The 12936-nt window shown below is 46.6% G+C and carries 10 protein-coding genes, 1 tRNA gene and 1 riboswitch; all 11 genes read right to left on the bottom strand.

Annotation, left to right across the window (positions count from 1 at the left end):
- Positions 1-777: a TrmH family RNA methyltransferase gene (locus tag DWX61_RS17385; RefSeq protein ID WP_118626593.1), complete on the bottom strand. Its 777-nt coding sequence runs from the start codon at positions 775-777 to the stop codon at positions 1-3.
- A gap of 36 nt (positions 778-813) precedes the next feature.
- Entirely contained in the window at positions 814-1473 is a 660-nt protein-coding gene (locus DWX61_RS17380) for a potassium channel family protein (protein ID WP_118515158.1), read from the bottom strand.
- A 13-nt stretch (positions 1474-1486) separates the two neighbouring features.
- Positions 1487-2881, bottom strand: a complete 1395-nt coding sequence (locus DWX61_RS17375; RefSeq protein WP_244791268.1) for a TrkH family potassium uptake protein — start codon at positions 2879-2881, stop codon at positions 1487-1489.
- Between the two features lie 8 nt (positions 2882-2889).
- Positions 2890-3879 carry a 6-phosphofructokinase gene (gene pfkA / locus DWX61_RS17370; RefSeq protein WP_059086454.1) on the bottom strand — a complete coding sequence of 330 codons (990 nt, stop codon included), beginning with the start codon at positions 3877-3879 and terminating at the stop codon, positions 2890-2892.
- Between the two features lie 68 nt (positions 3880-3947).
- Positions 3948-7415 carry a DNA polymerase III subunit alpha gene (locus DWX61_RS17365; protein WP_118626591.1) on the bottom strand — a complete coding sequence of 1156 codons (3468 nt, stop codon included), beginning with the start codon at positions 7413-7415 and terminating at the stop codon, positions 3948-3950.
- Between the two features lie 105 nt (positions 7416-7520).
- Entirely contained in the window at positions 7521-8363 is an 843-nt protein-coding gene (locus tag DWX61_RS17360; protein ID WP_021652585.1) for a CvfB family protein, read from the bottom strand.
- A 178-nt stretch (positions 8364-8541) separates the two neighbouring features.
- Positions 8542-10176 carry a Na+/H+ antiporter NhaC family protein gene (locus tag DWX61_RS17355; protein ID WP_118626589.1) on the bottom strand — a complete coding sequence of 545 codons (1635 nt, stop codon included), beginning with the start codon at positions 10174-10176 and terminating at the stop codon, positions 8542-8544.
- Positions 10177-10314: 138 nt separating this feature from the next.
- A riboswitch (Lysine riboswitch) is annotated at positions 10315-10485 on the bottom strand.
- A gap of 183 nt (positions 10486-10668) precedes the next feature.
- Positions 10669-10911: a helix-turn-helix domain-containing protein gene (locus DWX61_RS17350; RefSeq protein WP_118515166.1), complete on the bottom strand. Its 243-nt coding sequence runs from the start codon at positions 10909-10911 to the stop codon at positions 10669-10671.
- A gap of 204 nt (positions 10912-11115) precedes the next feature.
- A complete protein-coding gene (araD, locus tag DWX61_RS17345) occupies positions 11116-11817 on the bottom strand; it encodes an L-ribulose-5-phosphate 4-epimerase (RefSeq protein WP_118515168.1) in 702 nt (233 codons plus the stop codon).
- A 64-nt stretch (positions 11818-11881) separates the two neighbouring features.
- The gene (locus tag DWX61_RS17340; RefSeq protein ID WP_118626587.1) at positions 11882-12589 is read right to left on the bottom strand and encodes an acyl-[acyl-carrier-protein] thioesterase; all 708 of its coding nucleotides are present in this window, start codon (positions 12587-12589) and stop codon (positions 11882-11884) included.
- A gap of 170 nt (positions 12590-12759) precedes the next feature.
- A tRNA-Gln gene (locus DWX61_RS17335) sits at positions 12760-12831 on the bottom strand.
- Between the last annotated feature and the right edge of the window lie 105 nt (positions 12832-12936).

Raw genomic sequence — 12936 nt, 5'->3', positions numbered from 1 at the left:
TTATTCTCTTCTCTGTCTTGCAGCTTCGTACATCAGAATTCCTGATGCCATGGCAGCATTCAGCGATTCTACCTTTCCGCACATGGGAATGCGGATCAGACAGTCTGCTGCCTCCGCTGCCTGATCGGTCAGGCCCTTTCCCTCGTTTCCGATAAAAAATGCGGTACCGCCCTTATAGGATTCCTGATCATAGGAATTCTCGCCCTTCAGATGAGCTGCAAAACTGCGGATTTCCTTTTCTCTCAGCTTCTTCTCTAATGATACCACATCTTCCACATATAGAAAAGGCATTCTGTAAATGGAGCCCATGGTAGAACGGATCACCTTGGGATTTGTGATATCCACGCAGGTTTTTGTGAGGAAAACTCCGCTTACGCCGGCGCCCTCACCGGTCCTGAGAATGGTTCCCGCATTTCCCGGATCCTGAAGATCCTCCAAAACCATGACCAGAGGATTTTCTCCTGCCAGTACCTCCTCCTCGCTCCAGGAAGGCAGCTTCAGAACTGTCAGGATTCCCTGGGGAGTTTTGGTATCACACATCTGACGGAATACAGAATCCTTCACGATCTCACAGGGATATTTTTCTGCCTGAGACATCAGCTCTCCATCCCGGGAAACTGTCTCGGAGACAAACACCTGGGAAACCCAGCTTTCCGGTGCTTCCAGAAACATTTTCCGGCCCTCTGCCACAAAAAGTCCCTGCTCTCTTCTGGCTTTTGCCTTCTGGTTCAGCTGCATGACATTTTTTATTTTTGCATTTGATACACTGGTTATCATACTTTTATTTCTCTCCTTCCGGCAATCCGTATTCGGTTAACGTAATTCCTCACGACTTGCATTCAGATCTTTGTTTTTTCCGATGGCGATTATGGAACAGTTGTCCGGAAGCGGTTCGGAAGGATCCAGATCTACCGTGACATTTTCACCTTGCTTGATGCCAATGATATTAATGTGAAAACGCTCCCGTATATTCAGATCTACCAGATTTTTTCCGATCCAGGATACCGGCATGGAAAACTCCGCCATACTGAACTCCGCCGAAAGCTCAAACACATCCAGATACCCGCCGGACATAAGATTTCTGGCAACTCTCAGTCCCATGGACTGTTCCGGATAAATGATCTTATCTGCACCAATTTTGTCGAGTATACGTCCATGAAGAGAATTCATACTTTTTGCAACTACAAAGGGCACTCCCAGATCCTTAGCCTGCATGGTTGCGGAAATACTGGCTTCCAGATTTTCGGCAACTGCGATAATGGCTACATCCACATTCTGAACTCCCAGAGCCTTCAGGATTCCCGGTTCACGGACATCTGCTTTTACCGCATAGGTTACTTTTTCGGAAATCTCTTCGATATTTTCTTCTTTGTCATCAATGGCAAGGACATCACAGTCTGACTCTGCCAGCGTCACCGCCAGAGTCATTCCAAACTGTCCAAGCCCGATCACGGCAAAAGATTTATTTTTCATTCTATTCTCCTGTTTAACCGATCATGATATCTTCTTCACCGAGATGCGTGGTGCTTCCCGGCCTGTTGCGTACACGCATCACAACTGCTGTTCCAAGTGTCAGCGGTCCGATACGTCCCAGATACATGGTAAGGATCACGATCCACTTGCCTGCCACATTCAGCTGAGGTGTCAGTCCTCTGGAAAGTCCTACTGTAGCCCCCGCAGAAGTGATCTCATATAAAACATCTGCCAGATCCACTCCCGGCATTGCTGCGGACAGAAGCACCGTCATGGTAAAAAGGATCAGTACACTGGTTCCTGCAACAACCATGGCCGAACGGAGATAGCTCTCACGGATCCTGCGGCCGTATACCTCTACATCCTTTTTTCCCTGAAGATATGCTGCAATGGAAAGGATCAGAACCGCAATGGTAGTAGTCTTCACACCACCGGCAGTGCCCATGGGTGATCCTCCGATAAACATCCACAGCAGGGAAATGATCACTGTAGGTGTGGACAAAAGCGCCTGATCCATGGTATAAAAGCCCGCCGTACGTGTTGTCACTGACTGGAAAAAGGATGCCATGATCTTTGTTCCCAGTGGTGCCCCCTTCAGCGTGGCAGGGTTTCCGGATTCAAAAATAAATACCAGAAATGCCCCTGAAAATACCAGGATCCCGGTCATCGTAAGGACCAGCTTGCTCTGAAGCCGCAATACACGAAAAACTCTGGATGGAGAAAGATCTTTTCTCAGAACCTTGCGGAATTTATCCCACAGATCCCACCAGACGATAAATCCAAGACCTGACACAATGATCAGGCCAATCGTAGTGATATTGACCAGCGGATTGCTCACATATACCGAAAGGCTTGTTTCCCCGAAAAGATCGATCCCTGCGTTGCAGAATGCAGATACCGCCAGAAATATGGCATGCACCAGACCTTTTTTTATTCCAAATTCCGGTACAAAGCAAAACGCATACAGGACCGCACCGATTCCTTCTGCAAGAAACACGCATTTCACCACACTGCGGACTACAGCCACGACTCCACCCATTTCATCCAGGTTATAGGATTCCTTGATGATCCGCCGGTTTTTCAGGGAGATTTTCCGCCGGAGGCTGATAAATATCATATTTGCCAGTGCGATCAGTCCGATCCCGCCGATCTGTATCAGGCACAGGATAACCGCTTTTCCAATGGGGCTCCACTGGACTGCCATGACAACTGTGGAAAGTCCTGTCACACATACGCTGGTCGCCGCTGTAAAAACAGCATCCGGGAAGGTAACAGCCTGCCCGGGTGCGCTGCAGAACGGCAGCCATAAAATAAGTCCACCTACAAAAATCACCCCCGCAAAGCCGAGGGCAATTATTTGTGACGTATTCAGTTTATGCAATCCGTCTGAAACTTTTTTTAAGTTCATAAATATTTTTATTTTCTGTAATTATGAGAAAGAGAATTGCAGACCTCCCACATGTAGGAATCTACATTCTTCTGCATTGCAAGAGCCTCATTGATGTCGAAATCAACAAACTCACCATGACGGTATCCAACCACACGGCTGCGTTTTCCGGCAACAAGAAGATCTACTGCGAGAGCACCCATCATGGACGCATATACACGGTCCTTACATGTAGGGCTTCCACCACGCTGCATGTGACCAAGGATAGTTGCACGTGTCTCGATGCCTGTCGCAGCCTCGATACGTTTCGCCATAGCCTCTGAATGGCCGATGCCCTCAGCATTTACGATGATATGGTGTTTCTTGCCTTTCTTACGGCTCTCTACAATATTGTCAATAAGCTTCTGCTCGTCATAATCATATTTCTCCGGGATCAGGATGTCCTCAGCACCGTTTGCGATACCGCACCATACTGCAAGGTATCCGGCGTTACGTCCCATAACCTCGATGATACTGCATCTCTCATGGGATGTGGATGTATCACGTACCTTGTCAATAGCTTCCATAGCTGTATTTACAGCAGTATCAAAACCGATGGTGTACTCGGTACATGCGATATCAAGGTCAATAGTTCCCGGCAGGCCAATGGTGTTGATTCCAAGGTTCGCAAGCTTCTGCGCACCTGCGAAGGAACCGTCTCCACCGATAACAACAAGGCCGTCGATCCCATGCTTTCTGCAGATCTCTGCAGCCTGCTGCTGTCCTTCCTCTGTTCTCATCTCTGCACATCTGGCAGTATAAAGAATTGTTCCGCCTCGCTCAATCGTATCGGAAACGTCCTTTGCTGTCATATCTCTGATCTCTTCATTTAAGAGACCGCTGTATCCTTTATAGATTCCCTTTACGTTCAGTCCGCTGCTTAATCCTCTTCTGACAACAGCACGGATTGCAGCATTCATTCCAGGTGCGTCACCGCCACTGGTCAAAACGCCGATCGTTTTGATTTTGTTCTCTGCCATATTGTTATCCTCCATCTTATGAAACAACCTATTGTAATACACATATTCGGGTATAGTTTATAGCATTTTTATAAGTTTTTCAATACTCTCTCCACAATTTTAACATTGGAACTTCCATATTTTTCACACATGCGTTCCAGCCAGGAGTCCTCGATATGGACCTGATAAGCAGGGGGAAGTTTCTTCATTGCCTTGACATCTTTGAGATAAATAACCACCGTGCTGTTTCCTCTGGATTCCATCAGATCGTCTACCAGACCGGTTTCGGCTTTTGCGTACTCTTCCCGGCTTTCAAACTGGAGCCACAGTTCTCTTGGCATATCATCAAAAAGACGGACCTTTTCCAGGATCAGCTTACTGGCTTTGTCGTCTTCTGCGGATACTCTTCCCTGAATAAAGAGCCGGGCATCTTCATTCAGGAACATCTGGCATTTTTCGTAATCACGTGGAAATACCACAACCTCCACGGTGCCTACCAGATCCTCCACTGTAAGAAACGCCATTACCTTATTATTCTTTGTATATTTTATGGTTTTATCCGTGATCATTCCGCCCACGATCACTTTCTGATTATCGTAAACCTCCGGTATCCCTGTTTCATCATCCGGCTGAAAATCAGAAGTTTTTGCAGAGATCATTTTTTCCATCATATTCCGGTAACGCTCCAGCGGATGACCGCTGAGATAGATGCCGAGAACTTCCTTCTCAAAGGTCAGTATCGTCTCCTTCGGATATTCTGCTGCCTGCGGCATACGGATCTCAAATTCGTTTTTATCTTCTTCAGGCGCAATATCAAAAAGGCTCAGCTGTCCCGCCATGGTATGCTTCTTATCCTGGTTGATACTGTCTATGATCTGCGTATAAACCGTCATTTTCTGATTCCGGTTTCCCTCCAGGCAATCCAGCGCTCCGGCCTTGATCAGATTTTCCACAACCCTCTTGTTGATCTGGTCGATATTTCGCTCAATAAATGTTTTCAGGGAGGTATATTCTCCGTGCTCCTCACGCTCCCTCACGATCCCCTCGATTACCGGACGGCCGATACTCTTGATGGCAGAAAGTGCATAACGAATGGCACCATTGTCAACAGAAAAGCCATAAAAACCATGATTGATATCCGGCGGAAGGATCCGGATCCCCATCTGGCGGCATACAGAAATATACTCGGCAACCTTGTTTGGCATTTCCACAACGGATGTCATCAGTGCAGCCATAAACTCTACCGGATAGTAATATTTGAGATATGCCGTCTGGTAGGAGACCACCGCATAAGCGGCAGCATGAGACTTATTGAAGGCATACTTTGCAAAATCTGTCATCTCATCGTAGATCTTGTTTGCGATCTCCTCGGAAATACCATTGGCGATACATCCCGGTACTCCCTCCTCGGCATTTCCGTAAACGAAATTCTGGCGTTCTTTTGCCATAACAGAAGCTTTTTTCTTGGACATGGCACGGCGTACCAGGTCACTTCGTCCAAGGGTATAGCCTGCAAGCTCACGGACTATCTGCATAACCTGCTCCTGGTATACGATACAGCCATAGGTCGGCTTCAGGATCGGCTCCATCTGCGGACAATCATAACGGATGGTATCCGGACGGTTTTTTCCGCGGATGTACTGCGGAATGAAATCCATGGGGCCCGGACGGTAAAGCGAAATTCCCGCGATCACGTCCTCAAGACTTTGCGGCTTCAGCTCCTTCATGAAGCTTTTCATTCCGGCGCTCTCCAGCTGGAACACGCCGTCAGTACGTCCTGTTCCGAGGGAATCCAGTACCTTTTTATCGTTGTAGTCGATCTTTTGCATATCCAGAAGCATACCGGTACTTTTTTCCACCATTTTCACAGCATTCTGAATAACCGTCAGGGTACGGAGGCCCAGGAAATCCATTTTCAGAAGTCCCAGCTCTTCCAGTGTTGTCATGGTAAACTGCGTGACAATGGAACCATCCTGTGCTCTGGAAAGGGGTACGTATTCCGATACATCCTTCTGGCTGATCACAACACCTGCCGCATGCATGGAGGTATGCCTCGGAAGCCCCTCCAGACGTTTTGCCAGATCGATCAGACGATGGATATCGTCCTGTTCCTCGTAGGCCTTGCGAAGCTCCGGATTCATTCCCAGTGCCTTGTCAATGGTGATATTCAGCTCCTGTGGGATCATCTTGGCGATGGTATCCACCTGGGCATAAGGCATATCCAGAACACGGCCCACATCACGGATGACACCGCGGGCTGCCAGCGTACCGAAGGTAACGATCTGAACCACGCAGTCATCACCATATTTTCTTCTTACATAATCAATAACTTCCTGTCTCCGTTCGAAGCAGAAATCCACATCGATATCCGGCATGGATACTCGCTCCGGATTCAGGAAACGTTCAAAGAGCAGATCATAGCGGATCGGGTCCAGCTGGGTGATCCCAAGTGTATAGGCGACCAGGCTTCCTGCGGCAGAACCTCGTCCCGGACCAACCATGATATCGTTGTCCCTGGCATATTTGATAAAATCCCATACGATGAGAAAGTAATCTACATATCCCATATTTTTGATAGTAGACAGCTCATAATCCAGGCGCTTTTTCAGCTCCTCTGTTACCGGATGATAACGCTGCTCAAGTCCCTCATAGCAAAGCTTGTTCAGATATTCCCATGAGGTAAGTCCGTCCGGCACATCATATTTCGGCAGCTTGGTCACACCAAATTCAATCTCCACATGACATCTCTCCGCGATCTTATGCGTGTTTTCCAGCGCTTCCAGCGCATATGGAAAAAGCCTCGCCATCTCTTCCGGCGATTTCACATAATACTGGCCGCCCTCATAGCGCATTCTGTTCTCATCGCTGAGCTTTTTCTGAGTCTGCAGACAAAGAAGAACATCATGTGGTTCCGCATCCTCTGCCATAGTGTAATGCACATCATTGGTGGCAACCAGATCGATCCCCGTCTCTCTGTGCATACGGAGAAGCTGCTGATTTACTGTCTGCTGCTCCGGAATCCCATGATCCTGAAGCTCCAGAAAGAAATTTCCTTTTCCGAAAATATCCTGATAACGTAATGCCACGATCTTGGCATCCTCATACATTCCACGTGCAAGATATCTGGCGACCTCTCCTGCCAGGCAGGCACTTAAGGCAATGATACCCTCGTGATATTTTTCCAGAAGCTCCAGATCCACACGTGGCTTGTAATAAAACCCTTCCACAAATGCCTTGGATACAATTTTCATCAGGTTGCTGTATCCCTGATTATTCTCAGCCAGCAGGACCAGATGATAATAACGGTCATCCCCACTTCCCACTTCTCTGTCAAAACGGGAGCCCGGAGCCACATAAACCTCACATCCGAGGATCGGATTGATCCCGGCTTCTCTTGCAGCCCTGTAAAAATCAATGACACCATACATAACGCCATGATCGGTGATCGCCGCACTGTCCATACCCAGCTCTTTTACTCTGGCTACATATTCTTTGATCTTATTGGAGCCATCCAGAAGGCTGTATTCTGTATGGACATGTAAATGTGTAAACCCCAAATTTATTCTCCTTATCGTAAAAAACAGGGCTCCGGATCCTCCCCGCTCTGCACTTTTCTCTGAACGTGCCGGAGCGTGTCTGATCCGGAGCCGGTCAACACCTTGTTATTTTTTAATGTAGATCCTCTTGTCACGGATCTCTACTTTTCCTTCCTTCATCAGATGACCGACTGCACGCTTGAATGCGTTCTTACTGAGGCCAAACTCTCTCTTGATGACTTCCGGTGAAGCATGATCATCAAATGGCAGCACCCCTGCAAATTCCTCGATCACGCTGAATACGCTCTCTGCATCCTCATTGATCTGGATGTAAGCCTTCTGGCGGTCACTGACATTCATCTTGCCATCCTCTTTCACCTCTGTGACACGAAGATCAAGAATAGCTCCCGGTCTGTACTTGCCTGTTGCCTCCCGTGCCGGGATCAGAGCGGAATATTTATCATCTACCGCAACAAAAACGCCGAAATTCCCGCTGATCTCATAGACACGCCCCTTTACCGAATCTCCCGGTACATAAGGAGTTCTGGTGGAAAGATAATGATACACCTTCATGGTTGCACAGAGTCTGCTGCTCTTATCTACATAAAGAGCTACCAGACACTCCTCGCCTTCACGGACCCGGTTGGTCTGCTCATGATACGGAAGAAGAAGATCCTTCTCCAGTCCCCAGTCAAGAAAAGCACCGATCCTGGTGACCTGTTTTACCTTAAGGACTGCTGTCTGTCCCACCTGAAGCATCGGCTCACGGGTCGTTGCGATCAGTCTGTCCTGGGAATCCTTATAGATGAATACTTCGATCTCATCACCTGCTTTGGTTCCTTCCGGTACCTGTTTGGACGGAAGAAGCACCCTCTCATTCTGAGGTGCGTTTCGGTCCTCTCCAAGATATATTCCGAAATCCACGGTTTTTACAACCAGTAATTTCTGTTTTTTACCTAATTCTATCATTCTTACTCCTGTTCCTTAAAACTATATATGATCATTTACTATTTGCTGTCTGTCCTGCATTATAACATAAGAGAATTATTATAGAAAGCACAAAAAAGGCAGCTTCGGAAATTTCTTTCCGTCACTGCCTTTTATTTGCCATTCATGGGGAAATCTGCCCCCACATTGGGTTAGTCTGTTATTCTGTTGGTTTCTCAATCGGCATCGGGTTCATCTTTTTAATGACAAAAAGTACGATCAGCATCAGCACGATTCCCACCGGAAGAGCGATCCATGCTGTTTTTACAAAACCTGCAACAATATAAGTTACAAAGGATACTGCCGCAGCCAGGATCGCATACGGAAGCTGTGTGGAAACGTGAGTCACATGATCACACTGTGCTCCTGCGGAAGCCATGATCGTTGTATCGGAGATCGGTGAGCAGTGGTCTCCGCAAACTGCACCTGCCATGCAGGCAGACATGGAAATGATCATCATCTCAGGACTGGATTTCTCAAATACCGCAACAACGATCGGGATCAGGATACCAAAGGTTCCCCAGGAAGTACCTGTAGCAAATGCAAGTCCACATCCAACCAGGAAAATAATGGCTGGAAGGATAACTTCAATACCACCGGCAACAGAACGCATTGCTTCTTCTACGAATACCGCTGCACCAAGTGAGTCTGTCATAGCCTTCAGTGTCCATGCAAAGGTCAGGATCATGATCGCCGGTACCATAGCCTTGAAGCCTTCCGGGATGCATCCCATACAGTCTCTGAAATTGACCACACGGCGGATCATATAGAAAATAATGGCAAATACCAGACCAAAAGCACTTCCCATTGCAAGGCCTGTAGAGGCATCACTCTGTGAAAATGCGGTAACAAAATCTGTTCCGCTGAAAAATCCTCCTGTGTAGATCATACTGATGACACAGCAGATAACAAGCACAACGATCGGGATCACAAGATCGATCACCTTTCCTCTCGGATTCGGTGTCGCATCATCCGTTGCATTCTCATACGGTCTTGCAGATGTTGTATAAAGATCTCCGTTCAGAGCATTGATCTCATGTGTTTTCATGGCACCAAACTCGGTTTTCATCAGTACCATGCCAACCATCATTACAATAGTAAGGATCGCGTAAAAGTTATACGGGATGGTTCTTACAAAAATCGCAAGTCCATCCTGTCCCTCTACAAATCCGCTGACTGCGGCAGCCCAGGATGAGATTGGTGCGATGATACATACCGGAGCGGCTGTCGCATCGATCAGGTATGCAAATTTTGCTCTGGATACATGATGTCTGTCTGTTACCGGACGCATAACACTTCCTACTGTCAGACAGTTAAAATAATCGTCAATGAAGATCAGAATTCCAAGGATGATCGATGCAAGCTCTGCACCCACACGTGTATGGATCTTTTTGCTGGCCCATCGTCCGAATGCGGCAGAGCCGCCGGCCTTGTTCATCATACATACCACAGATCCCAGGATAACAAGGAAGATCAGGATTCCTACGTTATAGCTGTCAGAAAGAACCTTGATGATTCCTCCCTCAAAAATCTGTGTTACCGTTCCTTCAAATTTAAATCCGGAATAGATCAGTGCTCCTACTACAATTCCCACAAACAGAGAACTGTATACTTCTTTCGTGATCAGCGCAAGGATGATCGCTACAAGAGGTGGAAGCAGTGCCCAGATCGTTGCATACAGAGCAGGCTGGTAAGTCTCCTCCGCATCCGCAGCCAGCACAGTCAAAGGACTTGCCAGTGCGCCCATGAATATCATTGCCATAACAGACAATGCTGTTCCTGCTTTTTTACTCATTTTTCTCCTCCCTTTTTCGGGGACAAAAAAACGGAGGCTGTCTCTTCTTAAGAACACCTCCGGTTAAATAATCCTTATTTAACTTATAGCCTGTCAGAAAATCTCCATTCAGCATATTAAATGCAGATTTCCCGAAGTGCTACCGATAGCGCTCCACATCCGTGACAGTACAACGCATATTCTACGTTATCCCAGCACCCTGTCATCTGGCCTTCCAGAGCACTTCGGCAGATTTTCCTTTCTTTATGAACAGCCTGCCAGGGCCTTGCATCCATAAATACTGATAAAATCCGCGCCTCTATCTTCTTATCCGTGACCGTTTGCCCTCCACAGGGCTTCCCGGCCGTCTTTTTTTCTTTATACTGTAGCAGTTTCCGACATAAATATCAAGTAGTTTACACAGATTCCTGCCAGTCAGACCAATATTGTGCTACTTTTCACTCCGTTCTCAGCGGAATATTACCAGTGAACTATAATCCAATATTGCCTTATTTACTGCTCGTTCAGAAGCCACTTCACATCCACTCCCAGTACCTTGGCAAACACCCGCAGTTCATAATCTGCTACAAAACGTTCTCCTCCTTCGATCCGGCTGATACTGTCACGCTCCAGCATCACTCCTTCCACCTGCATTTTTGCGGCCAACGCAGATTGCGACATCCGTTTCATATTCCTCATCTGGCGTATTTTTTCTCCGGAAACATTCTTTTTTCCTTGATAAGCGTATATTTTCATCCTGCCACCTATTTTAATAAATGTGTTAATGTTCTGCATTTTTCTTGACATTAGCACATATTTCGGCGGCATCTGTGTTAAAGGTCAGCAAATCTGACATTTTCTGCATTTTTCGACAAAAAATGCCGCGGTACTGTTCCGCGGCATTTCCACTCAGGCGGATATTGACGACCCACCATCGGGTCAAACTGTTTTTTCTTCTGATCAGTCTTCCAGGTCTACCTGACCATAATACGCATTTGCACCATGTTTTCTGTAGTAATGCTTATCCTGAAGCTCCTGCGGCGCCGGTTTTACATCCGGATTGATCAGCTCGCAGCGAGATGCCATCTTGGCAACCTCCTCAAGAACAACTGCGTTATGAACTGCCTCATGAGCATCCTTACCCCAGGTAAAAGGTCCGTGGTTCTTGCACAGCACGGCCGGCACTGCTTCATAATCTTTGTTTTTAAAATAATCAGCAATAAGAACTCCTGTGTTCTTCTCATATGCCTCTTCGATCTCTCTTTTGGTCAGATTACGCACACATGGTACTTCTCCGTAAATGTAATCTGCATGTGTGGTTCCATAACACGGGATCGATCTGCCTGCCTGTGCCCAGCTTGTTGCCCAGGATGAGTGGGTATGTACGATACCGCCGATATTCGGAAATGCTCTGTAAAGAACTGCATGTGTCGGTGTATCAGAGGATGGATTGTATCTTCCTTCTACTTTATTTCCATCAATATCTACCACTACCATGTCTTCCGGTGTCAGCTTGTCATAATCCACACCACTTGGCTTGATCACAAAAAGTCCCTGCTCCCTGTCGATCCCGCTGACATTTCCCCATGTAAAGGTAACAAGACCATATTTTGGCAGATCCATATTTGCTCTGTAAACTTCTTCTTTTAATTTTTCAAGCATAGCGCGCCCTCCTTTTACGGTATAGTTGTTTCAAAAACGATGTACTAATCTCTACCGCCTATATTTATTTTGTAAACTCAACTACTGCGTAAGGTTCTTTATCCTCCGCGTTGAGAACTACAGCTTCTTTATTTTCTGTCATATATACTTCCGGAATGATAACATTATCCAGTACTGCCTGACGTTTATATTCAGCACGAAGCTGACCAACTTTAAAATCCTCAGGCAGATGATCCGCTGCCATCCGGATATACTGACAGTTATTCACATGATGATTGGTGTCCAGATGATGCTTCTGTACGGAAAAAGCATTCTGCATTTCCCGTTCCTTCGGAAGCGCGATCTTTCTTGGTGCATAATCCATCTCTATTTTTTCGCCCAGATCATAGGGATCTGTATCTGCCGGTGTCAGCTTTTCCGGAAGACCGGTTTCTGTATTGATAAAGGACCAGTAGGAATTGGCCCATGCCAGCTTCTCACCATCCATTGTCTCAAGAATAAAATTACGCATTCCGATAAATCCACGGAATCCATAAGGAATTGTTGTTACTTTTATATTTTCACCAAGCTTTGGATACCGCTTCACGATCACCTGCCATGCAGAAAGTACCCAGGCTCTTTTCTGTTCCTTTAATACTTCCATACCGACTCCTGTCTGCTCGGATTCAAAGGTACAGCAATCCTGAAAATAATCCAGAACTCCCGGCAACGTCAGGCAGCCATCTTCTCCGATCTCACTGAATCTTACTCGACTCTCAAAACTGTAACTCATTCATGCCTCCTGTCATACTGTCTATACTTTATTGTAACACTTGGCAGAAAGAAACGCACTTGTTTTTTTGGCGCAGCGGATTGCGAATATTATCAGTGAACAGCAACTTGCAAATATCTTCTTATTTTTGAGCACAAAAAAAGTACCTCTCAACCGAGGTACTTAAGAAGCAGGGCTACAAGGATTCGAACCTTGAACTGACGGAGTCAGAGTCCGTTGCCTTACCGTTTGGCGATAGCCCTATGTGTTTTGTTTTTCGCTTGCCTTATCGCTTGCGACGGATGTTATTATATAACAGCTTTTTTGAAATTGCAACCCCTTTTTTTAATTTTTTTTATTTTTTTTCA

This window comes from Ruminococcus sp. AF20-12LB, assembly GCF_003478985.1.
GTDB lineage: Bacteria > Bacillota > Clostridia > Lachnospirales > Lachnospiraceae > Blautia_A.
Note: the sequence above shows the minus strand (reverse complement) of the source record. Positions and strands in the feature narration are given on the sequence as shown.